Source organism: Frankia sp. R43, from assembly GCF_001306465.1.
GTDB classification, from domain to species: Bacteria; Actinomycetota; Actinomycetes; order Frankiales; family Frankiaceae; genus Parafrankia; species Parafrankia irregularis.
In genome coordinates, this window is the sequence record NZ_LFCW01000006.1 from 656248 (window position 1) to 675898 (window position 19651).

Below are 19651 nucleotides of genomic sequence, written 5' to 3' on the forward strand. Positions count from 1 at the left end.
TCGAGGTAGCAATGGCCACCCGTATCGAGATCTCGGGCCTGACCGCCTACTACGGGAAGTTCAAGGCCGTAGCGGATGTGAACCTGACGATCGAACCGAAGAGCGTCACGGCCTTCATCGGGCCGTCCGGGTGCGGGAAGTCGACCGTTCTGCGGACGCTGAACCGTATGCACGAGGTCCTTCCCGGTGCCCGGGTGGAGGGCCAGGTGCTCCTGGACGGCGAGGACCTCTACGGTCCCGGCGTCGACCCGGTCAACGTGCGCCGCAACGTCGGAATGGTCTTCCAGCGTCCCAACCCGTTCCCGACGATGTCGATCTACGAGAACGTCATCGCGGGCCTGAAGCTCAACGGCGTGCGCAAGAAGTCGCTGCTCGACGAGCGGGTCGAGGAGTCGCTGAAGGGCGCGAACCTGTGGGACGAGGTCAAGGACCGCCTCAACCGGCCCGGCGCGGGCCTCTCCGGCGGCCAGCAGCAGCGGCTGTGCATCGCCCGTGCCATCGCGGTCGAACCGCAGGTGCTGCTGATGGACGAGCCCTGCTCGGCGCTTGACCCGATCTCCACGCTGGCGATCGAGGACCTCATCCAGAAGCTCCGGTCCAGCTACACCATCGTCATCGTCACCCACAACATGCAGCAGGCATCCCGGGTGAGCGAGACGACCGCGTTCTTCTCCCTGGAGAAGACGGGGGACCCGGGTCGGCTCGTGGAGTACTCGACCACGTCGCAGATCTTCAGCAACCCGAAGGAGAAGCGGACCGAGGACTACATCTCCGGGCGGTTCGGCTGAGGCCCTCCGGGGTTCCCGGATCTGCGGAAGCACAGGCGGCGGCCGGCTCCCTGGGGGCCGGCGCGCCGATCCTGGCGGAGCCCGATCCCGGCCGCCGTCCGCTGCTGCTCATCGCGGACAACGAGGCGGACGACGAACTGCTGCCCGCGCTGCGGGACCAGGGGATCGAGGTCGCCGTCGTCGCGGACGGGGCGCTGGCGCTGGTGGAGATCGGGCGCCTCGCACCGTCCGCGGTGCTTCTCACCGCGAACCTTCCGGTTGTCGATGGGGTGACCGTGGTCCGGACGGTCCGCTCCGCGCAGGCCCGCACCACCACGCCGATCCTGTTCGCGGTCGGCCCGGATGAGCGTGAGCAGGCGGCGGCCGCCCTCGAGGCCGGGGCGACGGTCTGCCTGGGCAAGCCCTTCCGGATCCACGAGGTTCTCGCCATGGTCGGCGCCGTGGGCGGGCCGGCCGGCCTGGGCGCGGCAACGACCATGGCCGCCGGCACCGGCGGCGGGGCTGGGACTGGGGCGGGGGCGGCCGTACCGGCCCAGACCGGGCCCGTAACCGGACCCGTCCCGTCCGCCGTCGAGCGTTCCGAGGTGCTGCGCTCCGGCCCGGTCGTGCTGGACGTCGACGCACACGAGGTGACCGTCGACGGCCGCACCGTGCACATGCCGCCGCGGGAGTTCCGGCTGCTGCGGCTGCTGCTCGGGCACGCCGGCCGGGTGGTCACCCGGGAGATGCTGCTCACCGAGGTCTGGGGATCGCCCGACACCGACCCCAACACGCTGGCCGTGCATGTCCGCAGACTGCGCCGCAGGCTGGGAGATCAGAGCGCCCCCGAGCCGCCGGCAGGGCCGTCCGCCGGCCGGTCGACCGGACGAGTGCTCGGCGAGACCCGGCCGCCGTTGATCGAGAGCATCCGCGGCATCGGCTACCGCTTCCGCGCCCACCCCAGCTGAGAGCTCCGGAGCCGGAGAATTCCGGAGCGGTGGATTTTCGGAGCCGGAGAATTTCGGGGCGCGCAGCGCCGGCTCAGGTCGGAAGTGCGTAGACGCCTGGCCCGCACCGCACGACGAGACCGTCGGCGAGCAGGCCGGCGAGGGCCCGGCCACGCTGGACGGGCTCGTCCCACACCTGGTCGAGCAGCTCCTGCTCGACGGGTCCGGTGGCGTCGCGGAGCACTGCCAGCAGCCGTCCGCGGACCTGCCGATCTGTGCCGGCGTACCCCTGCGGACGCCGTGCCGGGGCGTCGGAGGGCGGGCTGCCGGCGGCCAGCCACCCGCAGCGCTCCTGCACGGGGCACGCCGGGCAGCGGGGCGCCCGCGCGACGCAGACCAGCGCACCCAGCTCCATGAACGCCGCGCTGGCCCGGGCCGCGGTCTCCGGATCCGCCGGCAGCAGGTCGGCGACCAGCTCCAGGTCCCGCCGGGACACCGCCGTCGGGCCGGCGGCGGTGCCCTCCACCGCCCGGGCGACGAACCGCCGGACGTTGACGTCGATCACCGCGTGGCGCTGCCGGAAGGCGAACGCGGCGACGGCCCGCGCGGTGTAGGTGCCGACGCCGGGCAGGGCCAGCAGGTCATCCAGCTGGTCGGGAACCGCACCGCCGTGCCGCTCGACGATGGCACCCGCCGCCTGATGCAGCCGCAGCGCGCGGCGCGGGTAGCCGAGGCGCCCCCATTCCCGCACGGCCTCGCCGGATGGTTCGGCGGCGAGCCCGGCGGGGGTGGGCCACCGCCGCAGCCAGGTCTCCCAGACCGGCAGGACCCGGTGCACAGGGGTCTGCTGCAGCATGATCTCGCTGACGAGCACCCCCCACGGACCCGCCTCCGGGTGGCGCCACGGCAGGTCCCGGGCGTGGGCGCCGAACCAGTCCACGACGAGGTCCGCGAGCGCGGGGTTCGCGGGCGACTGGCCGGTGCCCGGTGGGGCCGCACCCGCGGTCATTGGCGTCGTTGTCGTCATCGACGCCATCGTGCCATTCCCGCCGCCGGGGCCTGGCCGCGGCCGGGGGCCTGATCAGGCGCCGGCGCGGGCCACCAGGTCGAGGGCCACGTCGACGATCATGTCCTCCTGGCCGCCGACCATCCCGCGCCGGCCGACCTCGGCGAGGATCGTGCGGGTGTCCAGGCCGTAGCGGGTGGCTGCGGCCTCGGCGTGGCGCAGGAACGAGGAGTACACCCCGGCGTAGCCGAGGGTGAGGGTCTCCCGGTCGACCCGCACCGGGCGGTCCTGCAACGGGCGGACCACGTCGTCCGCGGCGTCCATCAGACCGAACAGCTCGCAGCCGTGCTTCCAGCCCATCAGGTCGGCGACCGCGATGAACGCCTCCAGCGGGCAGTTGCCGGCACCGGCGCCCTGGCCGGCGAGCGAGGCGTCCACCCGGGTGGCGCCGTTCTCGACGGCGACGACGGTGTTCGCCACGCCCAGCCCCAGGTTGTGGTGGGCGTGGATGCCGGTCTCGGTCGCCGGGTCGAGCACGTCGGCGTAGGCGCGGAAGCGGTCCCGCACGTCGTCCATGGTGAGCCGGCCGCCGGAGTCGGTGACGTAGACGCAGTGCGCCCCGTAGGACTCCATCAGCTTCGCCTGCCGCGCCAGTTCGGCGGGGGCGGCCAGATGGCTCATCATCAGGAAGCCGGCGACGTCCATGCCCAGGTCACGGGCGGCGCTGATGTGCTGGGCGGAGATGTCGGCCTCGGTGCAGTGGGTGGCCACCCGCACCGACCGGATGCCCAGTGCGTGCGCCTGGCGCAGGTCGCGCACGGTGCCGATCCCGGGCAGCAGCAGGGTGGTCGGGATCGCGTCGGTGACGCTGGCCGCGACCGCCTCGATCCACTCCCAGTCGGTGTGCGCGCCGATGCCGTAGTTGATGCTCGATCCGGCGAGCCCGTCGCCGTGCGCCACCTCGATCGCGCGGACACCGGAGGCGTCCAGCGCGGCGGCGATCGTCCGCGCGGTCTGAACGCTGTAGCGATGGCGAACGGCGTGCATGCCATCACGTAGGGTGACGTCCTGAATGTACAGTTCGGGGACGAACGGCGCGGCGGGGTGTTCCGGCGACGTGTCCGGGACGGTGGACGTCCCCGCGGACGTCCCCGCGGAAAGGGTGGTCATCGGGCGGTCGCTCCTTCCCGCCGGGCGAGGGTCCGCGCCAGGCGCTCCCCGGCGCGCAGCGCGGCCGAGGTCATGATGTCGAGGTTGCCGGCATAGGCGGGCAGGTAGTGCGCGGCCCCGGTGACCTCCAGGAACACCGTGACCTTGGCGGGTTCGGACCCGTCCGGCGCGAGCTGGCGCAGCGGGTCGTCCGCCGACACCTGCTCGATCTGCACCTGCTGCTTGAGCCGGTAGCCCGGGACGTACTCCCGCACCCGGTCGACCATCCGGGTCACCGAGGCGACGACGGCGTCCTGGGTGGCCTGGTCACCGGTGCCGATCAGGCAGTACACGGTGTCGCGCATGACCAGCGGCGGCTCGGCCGGGTTCAGCACGATGATGGCCTTGCCGCGGGCGGCACCGCCGACCTTCTCGATGGCGCTGGCCGTGGTCTCGGTGAACTCGTCGATGTTCGCCCGGGTGCCCGGCCCGGCCGACTTCGACGCGATGGACGCGACGATCTCGGCGTAGGCCACCGGGGTGACGGCGCCCACGGCCGCGACGATCGGGATCGTCGCCTGCCCGCCGCAGGTCACCATGTTGATGTTGGGGGCGTCCAGGTGGGCGTCCAGGTTGACCGGGGGCACCACGTACGGCCCGATCGCGGCCGGGGTCAGGTCGATGACCCGGCGGCCGCGGGCACGCAGCAGCTCGTCGTTGCGGGCGTGCGCGCCGGCGGACGTGGCGTCGAAGACGATCTCGATGTCGTCGAACTCCGGCATCCGCAGCAGCCCGTCGATGCCCTCGTGGGTGGTCGCGACCCTGAGCCGGCGGGCGCGGGCCAGCCCGTCGGATTCGGCGTCGATGCCGACCATCGCGGCGATCTCCAGAACCTCGGAGGTGCGGAGGATCTTGATCATCAGGTCGGTGCCGATGTTCCCCGAGCCGATGACGGCGACCTTCGTCTTTCCGGTTCCGCTGGTGGCGGTGGCCAAGGCAGTCCTTCCGGTGGGAAGAGGCGCGGGAGCGCGGACGCGGCCCACACCCGGGTTGATCGGTGAGATGGCGCGGGCACCGGGCACCGGGCACCGGGCATCAGGCTCCGGCAGCGGGCATCAGGCTCCGGATGCCGCGGTCAGGCCGCGAAGGCGACCCGGACCGAGCCGAGGCCGCTGATCGTGGTCTCGAAGGCGGACCCGGGGGTGACGGGAACCATCGGGCCGAGGGCGCCGGTGAGCACGATGTCGCCGGCCCGCAGCGGGATGCCCATCGTGTGCAGGGCGTCCGCGAGCCAGACCGCGGCGTTCAGCGGACCGCCGAGGCAGTCGGCCCCGCAGCCCCGGGACACCTCCTCGCCCCCTGCGCGCAGCGTCATCGTGACCTCACGCAGGTCGACGTCGGCGAGCCGGACCGGCCGGCCGCCCAGGACGTACAGCGCGCTGGACGCGTTGTCCGCGACGGTGTCGACGATGGTGATGTCCCAGCCGGTGATCCTGCTGTCGACGATCTCCAGCGCGGGCAGCGCGTAGTCGCAGGCACCGATGAGGTCGGCGACGGTGTGCGGCCCGGCGGGCAGATCCCGGCCCAGGACGAGGGCGACCTCGGCCTCGACCTTCGGCTGCAGCAGCCGCCCGGCCGGCACCTCGCCACCGTCGGGCACCGCCATGTCCGCCAGCAGCGCACCGAAGTCGGGCTGGTTCACGCCGAGCTGGCGCTGCACCGCGGGCGACGTGAGGCCGATCTTGCGGCCGACCAGGCGACGGCCGGCGGCCAGCGCGGCGTCGACGTTGTGCTGCGCGACGGCGTAGGCGGTGGCGATGTCGCCGGCGGGCAGCAGTGAGCGCACCGGAGGACACGGCTGCCTGCTGCGCTCGGCCTCGGCGAGGAGCGCGGCGACCCGTGTCACCGCGCTGTCGGCCGCGTCCGCGGTGTCGGCGGTGTCGGCGCGCTTCGGGGCGGTGTCGCCCCAGGTGGCGGCGGTGGCAGCCGCGGCGGCGATGGTGCCGTTCGAGCCGGTCATTGGTTCTCCTCACGCGTCGGTGCGGTGCCTCCGGTATAGACGTCCGTTGTGATCGTCAGCAACACTGGATTCCGTGACACGGAACAGCGCTGACGGTGGCATGCTGCAGAAGGCCATGTGGATCCTGGAGGCCTTCCGCCCGAGCGGAGGACCGTTCCGTCTGGCGGAACTCGTTGAGCGCTCGGGGCTGACGAAGACAACGGTGCACCGGCTCAGTGCGGAGCTGGTCGAGATCGGTCTGCTCGAACGGGTCGCCGCGGGCTATCGGCTCGGCCCCAAGCTCTTCGAGCTCGGCGCGATCGTCCCGCCGCGCCGGGATCTGCGGGACGCCGCCCGCCCCTTCATGCAGGATCTCTTCGAAGCCACCCGGGAGACCGTGCACCTCGCGGCGCGGGACGGCCTCGACGCGGTCTACGTGGAGAAGATCCACGGCCGGGATCGCCGTGAGATGCCCTCACAGGTCGGCGGTGCGCTGCCGCTGACCTGCACCGGAGTCGGCAAGGCCCTGCTGGCGTTCGGCGGCGAGGAGCTGCTGGCCGAGGTGCTCTCCCGGCCGCTGCGGGTGCTGACCCCCAGCTCCCTGCGCGACCCGGACCGGCTGCGGATCGAGATCGAGCAGGTGCAGATCGCCGGGATCGCCTACGAGCAGCAGGAGTCCATGCCGGGCCTGAGCTGCGTCGCCGTCCCGGTGCTGGTCGACGGTGCGGCGGTCGCGGCACTCTCGGTCTCGGTTCCCGTCGCGAGGTTCCGCCCGTCCCGGCTGGCGCCCGCGCTGCGCGCCGCCAGCTTCGGCGTCGCCCGGGCACTGGCGTCCTGAAATCATCGACACGCTGCTCGGCCTGGCCGCATGCCTGCCTGATCGGCCTGTACCCGAGGTCATGAGAGTGGGAGGAGGATGCGTTGATGCGCACGGTGACCGTTGAGGCGGCGACCGGTGGCCGGCCCGACGGGCCGAATCGGCTGGCCGGAACGACCGGGGCCGGTGGGCCGGAGCTGCGGGCCGCGCTGCGCCGCGCCGGCGTCGGCGATCTCGACGACAGCTCGCTGACCAGGTCGCTGTACTCGTCCGACGCGTCCCTCTACCGGGTCGAGCCGCGGGTCGTCGTCCACCCGCGCGACGCCGGCGAGGTACTGGCCGTTCTCGACGTCGCCCGCGGCCTGTCCGTCCCGGTGACCTCCCGCGGGGCGGGCACGTCGCTGGCCGGCAACGCCGTGGGCAGCGGCATCATCCTCGACTTCTACCGGCATATGAACCAGCTGCTCGACGTCGACCCGGAGGCTGGCATCGCGACCGTCGAGCCGGGCATCGTGCAGGCGGCGCTGCAGCGGGCGGTGATCCCGGCCGGTTGGCGGTTCGGCCCGGACCCGTCGACGCACAACCGGTGCACGATCGGCGGGATGATCGGCAACAACGCCTGCGGCTCCCGGGCGCTGGGCTACGGCCGGACCGCGGACAACGTGCTGGGCCTCGACTTCCTCACCGGTGCTGGGGAGCGCTTCACCTGCGGCGGCCTCGCGACCCCGGGCATGACCGCGACCTTGGGTGCGCCGGGTGCGCCGGGTGCGTCGGCCTTGCCGGGTGCGCCTGGTTCATCCGGTGTGTCGGGCGAGCCGCGGCTCGTCGGCGAACTGCGCGAGCTCATCGGCGAGTCGCTCGCCGTGGTGCGCACCGAGCTGGGCCGGTTCGGCCGGCAGGTGTCCGGCTACTCGCTGGAGCACCTGCTGCCGGAACGGCACTTCGACCTCGCCCGTGCCCTGGTGGGCAGCGAGGGCACGCTCGGGATCGTGCTCGCGGCGCAGCTGCGGCTGGTCCGCGACCCGGCGCACCGCATCCTGGTGGCGCTGGGCTACCCGGACATGCCGACCGCCGCCGACGCCGTGCCGGCCATCCTCCCGTTCGGGCCGGTGGCCTGCGAGGGGCTGGACGTCAGCATCGTCGACGTGGTCCGCCGCGGCCGCGGGGCGTCGAGCGTCCCGCCGCTGCCGCGCGGTGACGGCTGGCTGTTCGTCGAGCTGGCGGGCGACGATCCCGGCGCGCTGGGGGAGACGGCTCGTGCGCTGGCCGCCGAGGCCGGCGCGCTGGAACATCGGATGATCACCGACGCCGCGCAGATGGCCCGGCTCTGGCGTATCCGGGAGGACGGGTCCGGCCTGGTGGCCCGGACCGCCGACGGAACGCCCGCGCACGCCGGGTGGGAGGACGCCGCGGTCCCGCCGGAGCGCCTCGGCGGCTACCTGCGCGAGTTCCGCGCGCTGCTCACCGACCACGGGCTGACCGGGGTGCCCTACGGCCACTTCGGTGACGGCTGCGTGCACATCCGCATCGACTTCCCGTTCGACCGGTCCGACGGCCGGGCCCGGTTCCGCGAGTTCCTCTTCGCCGCGGCCCGGCTGGCCGCGGCGCACGGCGGCTCGATGTCCGGCGAGCACGGCGACGGCCGGGCCCGCGGCGAGCTGCTGCCGCTCATGTACTCGCCGGCGGCGATCGAGCTGTTCGGCCGGGTCAAGGCGCTGTTCGACCCGGACAACCTGCTCAACCCCGGGGTCATCGTCGATCCGGCACCGGTCGACGCCGACATCCGCGTCGCCGCCGCCAAACCGCGCCGTCACGGGCTCGCGCTCACCTACCACGACGACCGCGGCGACCTGTCCATGGCCGTGCACCGCTGCACCGGGGTGGGCCGCTGCATCGCCGGGCCCGCCGGAGCCGGCAACGTCATGTGCCCGTCCTACCTCGCCACCCGGGAGGAGAAGGACTCCACCCGGGGGCGCGCCCGTGTGCTGCAGGACGCGGTGGCCGGGAACCTCGGGCCGGCGGGGCTGGCCGCGCCGGAGGTGCACGAGGCACTCGACCTCTGCCTGTCCTGCAAGGGCTGCGCCTCCGACTGCCCGACCGGCGTCGACATGGCCTCCTACAAGGCGGAGGCGCTGTACCAGAAGTACCGCCACCGGCTGCGGCCCCGCGCGCACTACCTGCTCGGCTGGCTGCCGCGCTGGCTGCGGCTGGCGGCTGCGGTGCCGGGCGCGGCAGGCGTGCTGAACACGGTGGCGGGCTGGGGCTGGGCACGCCCGCTGGTTGCCTGGCTGGTCGGCGTCGACCGGCGCCGCGAGCTGCCGCGGCTGGCGACACGCACCTTCCGGTCGTCCGTCCGGTCGTCCGTCCGGCGAACCCCGCCGGCTCCGCCAGCCCGAACGGATGCCGGCGAAGCCGGCCGGCTGGGCGAGGTCGTGCTCTTCGCGGACACGTTCTCCAACCACTTCAGCCCACCAGCCGCGCACGCCGCCGTCGAGGTGCTGGAACGCGCCGGCTGGGCGGTGCGGCTGCCGGAGCGGCAGGTCTGCTGCGGTCTCACCTGGTTCTCGACCGGGCAGCTGCCCGGTGCGCGCCGGCAGATGGCGCGCACCGTCGCCGAGCTGCTGCCGCATGTCCGCGCCGGCCGGCTGGTCGTCGGCGTCGAGCCGAGCTGCACGGCGGCGCTGCGGACGGACGCCGTCGAGCTGCTGGCCACGCCCGAGGCACGGGAGGTGGCGGACGCCGTCCGCACCCTGGCCGAGCTGCTGGAGTCGACGCCGGACTACCGGCCACCGTCGCTCGCGTCGATGGGACCGCTGATCGCGCAGCCACACTGCCACCACCACGCGGTCCTGGGCTGGTCGCCCGACGCACGGCTGCTGGCCGACGCCGGGGCCGACGTCCAGCAGCTGGGCGGCTGCTGCGGCCTGGCGGGCAACTTCGGGGTCGAGCGTGGGCACCACGACATCTCGGTGCAGGTGGCCGAGCAGCAGCTGCTGCCGGCTGTCCGCGCGAAACCCGAGGCCACGGTCCTGGCGGACGGCTTCTCCTGCCGGACCCAGCTGGATTCGCTGACCGGGCGTCATGGTGTGCACCTGGCCGAGCTGCTGGTCGCTGCGCTGCGGGCCGACGACGGGACCGGGCCGGCCTGACCTCCTGATGTATCCGCCGGCACGAGACGCCCTTGATGCTGTTGACCAGCTTCGACAGGCGACCTTCGACAGGCGACCTTCGGCGGGCGGGGCACCACCGGCAGGCGGACGTGGTCACGTTCGCCGTTGAACCCAACCAGCTCCACATCGAAGTCGACACGGAGCGCCCGCATGATTTCTTTCAGGCAGGTCAGGCGCTGGTCGTCGAGCACCCGTTGCCGGTACCTGGTGACGAAGGCCAGGTGGGTGTGGCGCTAGACGCGGTGTGCCAGTGCGAATATCAGGATCAGAGGCTGGGGATCACGGGTGGGTCGTGCTCGTGCGGCTCGGGTACAGCTTCCGTCTGTACCCGAGTGCCGGTCAGTGGGCCGCGTTGGCGAAGGTGCTCGGGTGCGCGCGGGTGCCGTGCCCTTCAGAGCGGAGAGGATGTCGATACCGCCCGATCAAGGCCGGTTCATCATCGCTGGCTTTGCCGTGACGATCGCGCTGCCGACCACACAGCGGATCACATCGAAATTCAGGGCAATGGATTCCCGCGTCGCGAGAACAATGTTTCCGGAGAAGAATGATTCCGGAAACATTGCGACGACAATTATCCGGCCTGCGGGCTGCTGTGTGGCCCGGCCGGCCGGAGAAGAAGCCGGCCGGCCGGGCTACACGTAGCGTTCGAGGATGCTCGACTCGGCAAGCCTGGACAGGCCCTCGCGGACGGCCCGGGCCCTCGCCTCGCCGACGCCCTCCACCGCCTGCAGGTCGTCCACCCCGGCGGCCAGCAGCTTCTGCAGGGTTCCGAAGTGGTCGACGAGCCGGTCGACCACCATCCGGGGCAGCCGCGGCACCTTGGCCAGCATCCGGTAGCCACGGGGGCTGATCTGGCGGTCGAGGATGTCCGCTCCGCCGGAGAAGCCGATCACCCGGGCGATGACGGTGAGGTCCAGCAGGTCGGTCGGGGACATGGCCGACAGCTCCGCCAGGACCTGCGCCGCCGTGCCCGCACGTGAGCCGACCGGCAGGTAGTCGCGGACGGTCAGCTCACGTTCCGTCTCGACGCCGGCCATCAGCTCCTCGAGCTGCAACGACAGCAGCCGGCCGTCGGTACCGAGCTCGACGACGTAGCTTTCGATCTCGTCGGCGATCCGGCGCACCATCTCCAGCCGCTGGCTCACCGAGATGGCGTCGCGGACGGTGACGAGATCCTCGATCTCCAGTGCCGAGAGGGTGCCTGCCACCTCATCGAGTCGCAGTTTGTAACGCTCAAGTGTGGCCAGCGCCTGGTTGGCGCGGGAGAGGATCGCCGCCGCCCCGTCGAGCACATAGCGGCGGCCCACCACATAGAGGGCGATGATGTGCATCGACTGGCTGACGGAGATCACCGGGAGGCCGGTCTGCTTGGCGACCCGCTCCGCGGTGCGGTGCCGGGTGCCGGACTCCTCGGTGGGGACCGTCGGATCGGGAACCAGGTGCACCGCGGCCCGCACGATGCGGGTGAGATCGGACGAGAGCACGATCGCGCCGTCCATCTTCGCCAGCTCGCGCAGGCGGGTGGCGGAGAACACCACGTCCAACTCGAACCCGCCGGTGCACAGGCCCTCCACGACCTTGTCGTGGCCGAGCACGATCAGTGCTCCGGTATGACCACGCAGGATGCGCTCAAGACCATCACGGAACGGAGTTCCGGGCGCGACCGCAGCGAGTGTCGCCCGGAAGATGTCATCCCCGGGTGCTCCTGCCATCAGGCTCCCTCGTTGTTCTTCGACGTCCTGACCGTCGAACGCCCCCGTCGTGTCGTGCTCGTCACCAGCGATGGTATCGGTAGGCCTCGTGTGGATGAGCGCAGCCACGGCGCCATCTCACCATATCCGGCAATTGCAAATCATGTTCATTCGTCGTACATGTGAGCAATGGCCGCGATAAGGTCCGGCACTTCCTGCACGGACAACCCGTCCGGCGGATCACCGCAACCGGCCGGGACGAGCGCGCGCCGGAAGCCCAGCCTGGCCGCCGCGGCCAGGCGCTGACGGACCGCGCCCACCGCCCGGACCTCGCCCGCCAGCCCCACCTCGCCGATCGCGACCAGATCGCCCGGCAACGGACGGTCCCGCGCCGCGCTCACGGTGGCCAGCGCGACCGCCAGGTCCGCGGCGGGCTCCGCGAGCCGGACACCTCCGACAGTCGCGGTGTAGACGTCCGCACGCCCGAACCGGACCCGCGCCCGCCGCTCCACCACGGCGAGGATCATCGCCACCCGCGCCGCGTCCAGCCCGGAGACCGCGCGCCGCGGGACCTGTGCCGACGCCTCGGCGACCAGCGCCTGCACCTCGGCGACCAGCGGCCGGCGGCCCTCCACGGTCACGGTGACGCAGGTGCCGGGCACGGAGGTCGGCCCCGCACCGCCCGAGCGGGACAGGAACAGTCCGCTGGGATCGGCGACCTCACGGATGCCGGAGTCATGCATCTCGAAGCAGCCGACCTCGTCCGCGGGGCCGTACCGGTTCTTGCCCGCGCGCACGAGACGGAGGGTGGAGTGCCGCTCGCCCTCGAAGTGCAGGACGACATCCACCAGGTGCTCCAGCAGCCGCGGACCGGCGACCGCGCCCTCCTTGGTGACATGGCCGACGAGCACGGTCGCCAGCCCCAGGGCCTTCGCGGTGCGGATCAGGGCCCCGGTGACCTCACGCACCTGGGTCACCCCGCCGGCGGAGCCGTCGAAGCTCGCCGACGAGATCGTCTGGACCGAGTCGACGACGAGCAGGGCGGGCTGGACCTCCTCGACGTGCGTCAGCACCGCACCGAGATCGGTCTCCGCGGCCAGCCAAAGATCCGAATGCAGCGCGCCGGTGCGGCCGGCCCGCAGCCGGACCTGGGCGGCGGACTCCTCACCGGTGATGACCAGTGCACGGGACCCCGCCGCGGCACTGCGCGCGGCGACCTCCAGCAGCAGGGTGGACTTGCCCACGCCAGGCTCGCCGGCGAGCAGGATCACCGCGCCGGGGACGAGCCCGCCACCCAGCACCCGGTCGAGCTCGCCGATGCCGGTGGGGCGCCTGCGGGCAGCCGTCACGTCGACGGCCGTGACGGGCGTGGCCGGGGCTGTCACCGGCGCGGCCGCGCCCAGCCGGGTCGAACCGCCCAGCCCGCCCATCGGCGCACCGGGCTTTCGCGGGGCGGGCGCCTGTGCCTCCAGCGTGCCCCAGGCCTGGCAACGCGGGCAGCGGCCGGCCCATCGGACCGCCTCGGCCTCGCACGCGGAACAGCGGAAGCCCCCGGCGGGATTGCGGGAGCTCGTGCCGTTCCGGGACGATGCCCGCCCGAGACCACCAGCCGGGCGCCCCGTGGGACCAACAGAGGACATGACGGTCACGGTAGCCGCCAGGTCCGACAGCCCGAGTCGGACGGCCGTCGGACAGCCCCTGCGCTGCCCTTTCGCTCCGCCGCCCCGCCGCCCTACCGCCCTACCTCAGCACCTGAAGGGCCAAGGGCGAAGATCGGAGGATCTCCGTCGTTCCGGCGACCACAATCCTCAGGTCTTGCCCATCAGCAACGCCGGCGACGGCGCCAACTCGAAGCCGTGGTCCGAAGAGTGGAGGATTCTGGTCGTACCAGCGACCGAAATCCTCCACTCTCGCGCGGAAGCAACGCAGGGCACCGTTCCGACAGCCCGGTTCGAACTGACCCCGGGCCGGGTTGGACGGATCAGTAGATCAGGGGGTCGGAGTCGCCTCGGTGCTCGCCGGTGCGGAGGCCGCGGCGGACGTGGCCCCGGTGGCGGGCAGCTCGGTCGAGGTCGCCCCGGCGGACGCCGTCGCCGCGGTGGTCTGCCCGGCGGTGGCCTGCGTGGCAGGCGCGGTCGCCGCGGCCGAGGCGCCGGGGGCCGGCTTCTCGACCGGAACATCGAGCGTGACGCTGCCCGACTTGGCGAACGTGAACGTCACCGGGATCTCGTCGCCGACCACCAGATCCTCGGTGAGGCCGGTCAGCGTCGGCGCGGACCCGTTGGCGATGTAGATGTTGCCGCCGCCGGGTCGAATGATCGACGGGGACGGTGCGGTACCGCCACTCGCGGACGGAGAGGACACATTGATGAGGCTGTCGTCCTCGGCGCCTCCGTTGAACACCGCGGAGATGATCTGCGCGCTGTCGCCCTTGTCCGCGGGGCCTGCCACGTACACGTTCCGCAGGGTGACGGAGCCGACGGCCCCGCTCACCGAGTTGGTCGTGGTGCGGGCGGCGTTGGTGAGTGCGTCCGTCCCGGAGGCGCACCCACTGAGGGCGGACGCGGCGATGGCTGCCGCGGCGAGAGATGACGTGACGATGGCCCGTCGACGCGCACGGCTGCGGAGACCAACGGTTACGTCGGCCCCGGCCGTGGTGTGCAGCGGACCACTGGTGTCGGTGGCTTCGGCGGGCGACGTCCCCTCGAAGGTGGACATCGCGGAACGAGCACCCAGACGGCGGCTCACGGCTCGGTGGCTCCTCCTGCGCAGGGACCGGCGCGCCTTGCGCGTCGGTGCCGAACGGTCGTGACCGGTCAGGTGGCCGTTGCGGGGATTCGCAGCGGCCGGTGCGCGCCGGTGTGGCCGCGGACACATCCGACCAGCGGAAAGTCCATGGCACACCGGAAGCGCACCCGTGCCACCCGCGAGACCCAGGCCGGGCCGCGGGTGCGGGGCTAACACTAGCCACCTCGGCCCGCTATGTGCGGCCCCAGCGTGTTGGGCGCGACTTCACGGACCTATCGGACGGCTTACGGCGGGCCCGAACGGCCCGTGCCGGACCGGCGTAGGCCCGGACCGGCCGACGCCGAGCGGTGTGAGCCGTCGGGAACCCGCGGCTGTGGCCCGGATGACTGCTGTCCAGCTGCTGTCCGCCCGGCCCGCGGGTGGAGCTGACCAGCCCGCGGGCTGACCTGGCCGGCGGGTGGAACTGGCGGAAGGGCTGCCGGCCGTGGGGGGTGGGCGATCGAGAGCATTTCGTTTCCGGCCCGTCCGGTGCAAGCCGATGCGGATGTCGTGGTCCGGCGGCCGCATGATCTGGCTCGCTTCGCCGGGCCAAGGTGGGACGTCGGACGGGGGTGCTCAGGCGGGCCTGGCACTCGAGGGGGAGGCCGGCCGGCCCCCGCCGGTCCGGTTGGAAAAGGCAGCAATGCCCAGGGATTGCAGGCCCTTGGTCACCCCACGGCGAGGGCCGCCGGCGTCCGCGATCAACGCTGTCGTCGCGCCTTCTGTGGTCCGTCGTGTACCCCGCTGGCCGGTGCCGGAGAGTGCTGGGAGGCCGCGGCTGCGGGGCCGGACCTTCGTGCCCTGCTGGGCCGGTGCGACGCCGGCCGGGCGGTCCATGACGCTTCCCGGAGGTACGCGGTGGACGGAGCCCGCGGAGCGGGCGGGCCGGGCGATCCATGGTCGACACGCCCGGCGGCGTGGGCGGCTCGCGCGGGGCCGACGGCGGGTCGAGCGCGACCGTTCGGCAGCCGGCGGTAGTGTCACGACGCCCTTGATACCAACAACCGGACAACTTCCGCCGCATCACCATCTGTTTCGCTCGGCTGGACACCTCGCCCGCTTGATAGGCCCCGACCTGCGCGGATCCGGTCGGCCTGCGCGCCGGCCCGGTCGCGTGCAGTACCTGTCCGTCTCGGAGGGTGGCCGGAACACGACGATCGCGCTGTTCCCCGCCCTCGCCTGCAGCGCGCGTCTGACCTGCGGCGATGCGTGCGTGTTACGCTGGTAGAGGCGGAAGGGGCACGTGACACATGGCGTTCCAAGTCGGCGAGACCGTTGTTTACCCGCATCATGGTGCTGCTCTGATTGATGCGATTGAAACGCGCGTCATCAAGGGTGAAGAGAAACTTTATCTCGTCCTGAAGGTTGCCCAGGGCGACCTCACTGTCCGTGTTCCAGCCGACAATGTCGGCATGGTCGGCGTGCGTGATGTCGTCGGTCAGGACGGCTTGGAGCGTGTGTTCGAGGTGCTGCGCGCCCCGCACACCGAGGAGCCGACCAACTGGTCGCGGCGCTACAAGGCGAACCTGGAGAAGCTTGCCTCGGGTGACGTCAACAAGGTCGCTGAGGTTGTCCGTGACCTCTGGCGGCGTGATCGCGAGCGTGGTCTTTCCGCGGGTGAGAAGCGCATGTTGAGCAAGGCTCGGCAGATTCTTGTCAGCGAACTGGCGCTCGCCGAGGGCACCAATGAGGACAAGGCCGAAGCCATGCTCGACGAGGTTCTCGCCGGTTGATACCGGCCACCTCCGGCATGTGCGGTCGGTAACACCCGGGTGGGTATTGCGCACCGTTCGGTGTGAGCACAAGGCTTGATGTTTCCGACCGAATCCTGGATGCGGCGGATATCCATACCTGTGGGAGTGCCCCCGAAAGGGGGCCTCTCACCCGCCCGGGACCGCCGGGCGGCGATATATCCATGGACGCCGCGGAGGCCTTAGTTGGTGAACTCTCGGGTAGGGGCGGTCGTGCCGGCAGCGGGCCGGGGCGAGCGCCTCGGTGGCGGCACGCCCAAGGCGTTGCGGCCGCTTGCTGGTCGCCCGATGCTGCTGCGGGCAGTGGAGACACTGCTGTCGTCCACGCTCGTCTCCCAGGTCGTCGTCGCGGCGCCGCCCACCCTCGTTGACGTGGTGGGGCAGCTCCTCGGTTCCGGGGTGCGGGTCGTGCCAGGCGGCGCGGAGCGAGTGGACTCCGTCCGGGTCGCGCTGGACGCGCTGGACGACGACATCGGCGTCGTGCTCGTGCACGACGCGGCGCGCCCGCTGACCCCGGCCAAGCTGGTGGACGCGGTCGCGACGACGGTCCTCGATGGTCATCCCGCTGTGATCCCCGTGTTGCCGGTGACGGACACGATCAAGGAGATCGACGCGGACGGCCGAGTCGTGCGCACCCCGCGCCGGGACGGCCTGCGTGCGGTGCAGACCCCACAGGGCTTCCGGCGCGACATCCTGCGGGCCGCCTACGCGAACCGGGACCTCCCCGTCACGGACGACGCGGGCCTGGTCGAAGCTCTGGGTGTGCCGGTGACGACGATTCCCGGCGCCGAGGAGGCGTTCAAGGTGACCCGGCCGGCTGATCTGGTCCTGGCGGAGGCGCTGCTGGCGCACTCCCTGCCCCGTGACGGGCACCGGTGACCGCGCCGGCACTGCCCCGGGTGGGCACGGGCGTGGACGTCCACCCCTTCGAGCAGGGCCGCGACTGCTGGGTCGCCTGTCTGCTCTGGCCCGGTGAGACGGGTCTCGCCGGGCACTCCGACGGCGACGTGGCCGCGCACGCGGCGTGTGACGCGCTGCTCAGCGCGTCGGGCATCGGGGATCTCGGCGCGGTCTTCGGGACCGGACGTCCCGAGTGGTCCGGCGCGTCCGGCGCGGCACTGCTCGGCGAGACGGCGCGCCTGCTCGCCGAGGGCGGCTGGCAGATCGGCAACGTTGCCGTCCAGGTGGTCGGCAACCGGCCCCGGATGGCTGCGCGGCGTCTCGAGGCGCAGGAGGCGATGGCGGCGGCCCTGGGCGCACCGGTGAACCTCTCTGCGACGACGACAGACGGCCTGGGCCTGACCGGTCGGGGTGAAGGGCTGGCCGCGGTCGCCACGGCGCTGGTGGCCCGGCTCTGACGGTCCCGGGTGGCCGACGCTCCCGGGGTGGCTGATTCCGCCGGCGGGTCCGGTTCCGGCCCTTTCCCGGGGGCGCCTCACCGTGGGCACCCGTTTTGTCGCATACTCGGGCATGCCTGACCCGCATCAGACGTAGGTTGGTGCCAGCGGGATGAGAGGGTGTGCCCGGTGAGCGAGTCCCGGAGGAGTGTGATGGCGGCGCGTCTTCCCGAGGCGGTCAGGGCTCTCGCGGATGCTCCGACGTACGTGACGTTGGCGACCATCCGGCCGGACGGGTCGCCTCGTCTGACCGTGCTCTGGATCGCTCGCGATGGCGACGACCTGCTGCTCTCGACGGTGCGCGGCCGGGCGAAGGAACGCGACATCGCCCGGGACCCACGGGTCGGGCTGATGTTCCTCGACCAGCAGGACCCGTACAGCTATGTGGAGATCCGCGGTGTCGCGACGCTCTCCGAGCAGGGCGGCAAGGAGCTCATCGATCTCCTGTCGGTCAAGTACAACGGCTCTCCGTACGGCTGGGACGGGCCGGACGAGGTCAGGCTGGTGATCCGCGTCGCCGCGGAGCGCGTTCTCACCACCGGCTGAGCCCGGGCGGGTCGCGGGATGGCGGCGCCGGATGGGTGGGGCCGCAGCCGTTTCGAGGGCCTCCCTTCGGCGTGGCGATGGCCGAGGCCGTTACCCTTGACAGATGGGTCTTCGCCTCTATGACACGCGCACCCGGCGCGTGCGGCCGTTCGTGCCGCTGCGCCCCGGTCATGTGGGTGTGTACGTGTGTGGGCCCACTGTCCAGTCACCGCCGCATGTGGGCCACATCCGCACCGGGCTGGCCTTCGACCTGCTGCGCCGCTGGCTGACGCAGAGCGGGCTGTCGGTGACCTTCGTCCAGAACGTCACCGACATCGACGACAAGATCATCATCAACGCCGATCGGGCGGGGACGACGGTCTGGGAGCTCGCTACCCGTCAGACCAGAGCCTTCGACGAGGCGTACCGGGCGGTGGGCGTGCTGCCACCGACGATCTCTCCGCTCGCGACCGGGCACATCCCGGAGATGCTGGAGATGATCTCCGTGCTGGTGGAGCGCGGGTTCGCCTACCCCGGCGCCGGATCGGTGTGGTTCCGGGTCGGCGCGTTCGCGGACTACGGCGCGCTCTCGCACCAGCGCCCCGCCTCGATGCATCCATCCCCGGAGGCCGAACCGGGCAAGGCCGACCCGCGCGACTTCGCGCTGTGGAAGGCCGTCAAGCCCGGGGAGCCGTCCTGGTCCTCGCCGTGGGGCCCGGGGCGCCCTGGCTGGCACCTGGAGTGCTCGGCGATGGCGGGCAAGTACCTCGGTGGGGTCTTCGACATCCACGGTGGCGGGCTGGACCTGGTCTTCCCGCATCACGAGAACGAGCGGGCCCAGACGGTGTGCGCGGCCGGCGGGCCGGCCGGCGGCGAGATGGCCAACTACTGGATGCACATCGGCCTGCTCACCACCGGCGGGACGAAGATGTCCAAGTCGTTGGGTAACTCCTTCTTCGTGACGGACGCGCTCGCCACGGTTCGCCCGCAGGTGCTGCGCTATCACCTGCTCTCCGCGCACTACCGCTCGTCGCTGGAGTACAGCCCGCAGACGCTCGACGAGTCCGGCGCGGCGCACGACCGGGTCGAGACCTTCGTACGCAACGCTCTGGACATCCTGGGCGGGCCGGCGGAGGCCGCGGCGCTGGCAGGCACCGAGGCGGGCCAGGCGGGGTCGGCGGGCCCGGGCACCGTGGCCGGTACCGCGGCAGAGGGCGACCTCACGCCGGAGCTGGTCTGGTCGGAGTTCGCCGCGGCGATGGACGACGATCTCGCCGTCGGCCGGGCGTTGGCCGCACTGTTCGGGGCGGTCAGCCGAGGCAACCAGGTGCTCTCCAAGGCCCACAGCCGGGAGCTGGCCGGCTGGGTCGACGTGACCCGTCGGATGCTCACCGTGCTGGGCCTGGACCCGGTGGAGCAGTGGCCCACGGCCGGCGCCGAGCTGCGCCCGGCGCTCGACAGCGTCATGGGCATCCTGCTCGATCTGCGCTCGTCGGCCAGGGCTCGGCGGGACTACACGGAGGCGGACTCCATCCGCTCCCGCCTCGCCGCGTCCGGCGTCGTCATCGAGGACACCCCGGAAGGCCAGCGCTGGCACCTCTCCTGAGGCGGCCGGCACTGACCTCACTGGAAACAACGCAGCTCA

At 72.3% G+C, this 19651-nt stretch carries 19 protein-coding genes; 11 read left to right on the top strand and 8 right to left on the bottom strand.

Going from position 1 to position 19651, the window contains the following annotated elements; all coding sequences use genetic code 11:
• Positions 1-11: 11 nt before the first annotated feature.
• The gene (gene pstB / locus ACG83_RS27155; RefSeq protein WP_054569048.1) at positions 12-788 is read left to right on the top strand and encodes a phosphate ABC transporter ATP-binding protein PstB; all 777 of its coding nucleotides are present in this window, start codon (positions 12-14) and stop codon (positions 786-788) included.
• 110 nt (positions 789-898) lie between these two features.
• Entirely contained in the window at positions 899-1735 is an 837-nt protein-coding gene (locus ACG83_RS27160) for a response regulator transcription factor (protein WP_369812924.1), read from the top strand.
• 73 nt (positions 1736-1808) lie between these two features.
• On the opposite strand, the gene ACG83_RS27165 is transcribed toward ACG83_RS27160, so the two are convergent.
• From ACG83_RS27165 to ACG83_RS27180, 4 genes are all read right to left on the bottom strand, one after another.
• Positions 1809-2750 carry an A/G-specific adenine glycosylase gene (locus ACG83_RS27165; protein ID WP_054569050.1) on the bottom strand — a complete coding sequence of 314 codons (942 nt, stop codon included), beginning with the start codon at positions 2748-2750 and terminating at the stop codon, positions 1809-1811.
• 45 nt (positions 2751-2795) lie between these two features.
• Positions 2796-3890 carry a 4-hydroxy-2-oxovalerate aldolase gene (gene dmpG / locus ACG83_RS27170; RefSeq protein ID WP_054569051.1) on the bottom strand — a complete coding sequence of 365 codons (1095 nt, stop codon included), beginning with the start codon at positions 3888-3890 and terminating at the stop codon, positions 2796-2798.
• Positions 3887-4864: an acetaldehyde dehydrogenase (acetylating) gene (locus ACG83_RS27175; protein WP_054569052.1), complete on the bottom strand. Its 978-nt coding sequence runs from the start codon at positions 4862-4864 to the stop codon at positions 3887-3889. Before ACG83_RS27175 ends, dmpG begins: the two co-directional genes overlap by 4 nt.
• A gap of 140 nt (positions 4865-5004) precedes the next feature.
• A complete protein-coding gene (locus ACG83_RS27180; RefSeq protein ID WP_235498200.1) occupies positions 5005-5889 on the bottom strand; it encodes a 2-keto-4-pentenoate hydratase in 885 nt (294 codons plus the stop codon).
• A gap of 100 nt (positions 5890-5989) precedes the next feature.
• Here ACG83_RS27180 and ACG83_RS27185 point away from each other — a divergent pair, with 100 nt between their 5' ends.
• On the top strand, positions 5990-6706 hold the full coding sequence (locus ACG83_RS27185) for an IclR family transcriptional regulator (RefSeq protein WP_054569053.1): 717 nt from the start codon (positions 5990-5992) through the stop codon (positions 6704-6706).
• An 86-nt stretch (positions 6707-6792) separates the two neighbouring features.
• A complete protein-coding gene (locus ACG83_RS27190) occupies positions 6793-9834 on the top strand; it encodes an FAD-binding and (Fe-S)-binding domain-containing protein (RefSeq protein WP_083473585.1) in 3042 nt (1013 codons plus the stop codon).
• Here ACG83_RS27190 and ACG83_RS48080 read toward each other — a convergent pair.
• Positions 9765-10076: a transposase gene (locus ACG83_RS48080; RefSeq protein ID WP_083473586.1), complete on the bottom strand. Its 312-nt coding sequence runs from the start codon at positions 10074-10076 to the stop codon at positions 9765-9767. The two genes, ACG83_RS27190 and ACG83_RS48080, sit on opposite strands and share 70 nt — an antisense overlap.
• Before the next feature lie 29 nt (positions 10077-10105).
• Between ACG83_RS48080 and ACG83_RS48085 the strand changes: the two genes are divergently transcribed.
• Together ACG83_RS48085 and ACG83_RS45840 are read left to right on the top strand one after the other, a co-directional pair.
• Positions 10106-10312 carry a helix-turn-helix domain-containing protein gene (locus ACG83_RS48085; protein WP_369812917.1) on the top strand — a complete coding sequence of 69 codons (207 nt, stop codon included), beginning with the start codon at positions 10106-10108 and terminating at the stop codon, positions 10310-10312.
• A complete protein-coding gene (locus tag ACG83_RS45840; RefSeq protein WP_162604159.1) occupies positions 10225-10497 on the top strand; it encodes a hypothetical protein in 273 nt (90 codons plus the stop codon). The genes ACG83_RS48085 and ACG83_RS45840 overlap by 88 nt, the downstream gene beginning before the upstream one ends.
• Here the strand turns inward: ACG83_RS45840 and disA are convergent.
• From disA to ACG83_RS27205, 3 genes are all read right to left on the bottom strand, one after another.
• The gene (disA, locus tag ACG83_RS27195; RefSeq protein WP_006540211.1) at positions 10488-11567 is read right to left on the bottom strand and encodes a DNA integrity scanning diadenylate cyclase DisA; all 1080 of its coding nucleotides are present in this window, start codon (positions 11565-11567) and stop codon (positions 10488-10490) included. The two genes, ACG83_RS45840 and disA, sit on opposite strands and share 10 nt — an antisense overlap.
• Positions 11568-11713: 146 nt before the next feature.
• Complete coding sequence (gene radA, locus ACG83_RS27200) at positions 11714-13186, bottom strand: DNA repair protein RadA (protein ID WP_054569184.1); 1473 nt, start codon at positions 13184-13186, stop codon at positions 11714-11716.
• Positions 13187-13535: 349 nt separating this feature from the next.
• The gene (locus ACG83_RS27205; protein WP_054569054.1) at positions 13536-14294 is read right to left on the bottom strand and encodes a hypothetical protein; all 759 of its coding nucleotides are present in this window, start codon (positions 14292-14294) and stop codon (positions 13536-13538) included.
• A gap of 1289 nt (positions 14295-15583) precedes the next feature.
• Here ACG83_RS27205 and ACG83_RS27210 point away from each other — a divergent pair.
• The 5 genes from ACG83_RS27210 (at position 15584) to cysS (ending at position 19612) form a co-directional block, all read left to right on the top strand.
• On the top strand, positions 15584-16066 hold the full coding sequence (locus ACG83_RS27210; protein ID WP_006545253.1) for a CarD family transcriptional regulator: 483 nt from the start codon (positions 15584-15586) through the stop codon (positions 16064-16066).
• 207 nt (positions 16067-16273) lie between these two features.
• Entirely contained in the window at positions 16274-16963 is a 690-nt protein-coding gene (gene ispD, locus ACG83_RS27215) for a 2-C-methyl-D-erythritol 4-phosphate cytidylyltransferase (RefSeq protein WP_054569055.1), read from the top strand.
• Positions 16960-17442 carry a 2-C-methyl-D-erythritol 2,4-cyclodiphosphate synthase gene (ispF, locus tag ACG83_RS27220; protein WP_054569056.1) on the top strand — a complete coding sequence of 161 codons (483 nt, stop codon included), beginning with the start codon at positions 16960-16962 and terminating at the stop codon, positions 17440-17442. The genes ispD and ispF overlap by 4 nt, the downstream gene beginning before the upstream one ends.
• Positions 17443-17634: 192 nt before the next feature.
• Positions 17635-18027 (top strand): PPOX class F420-dependent oxidoreductase, encoded by a 393-nt coding sequence (locus ACG83_RS27225; RefSeq protein WP_006545250.1) that lies wholly within the window; start codon positions 17635-17637, stop codon positions 18025-18027.
• Positions 18028-18130: 103 nt separating this feature from the next.
• Entirely contained in the window at positions 18131-19612 is a 1482-nt protein-coding gene (cysS, locus tag ACG83_RS27230) for a cysteine--tRNA ligase (RefSeq protein WP_054569057.1), read from the top strand.
• The last annotated feature ends 39 nt before the right edge of the window (positions 19613-19651 follow it).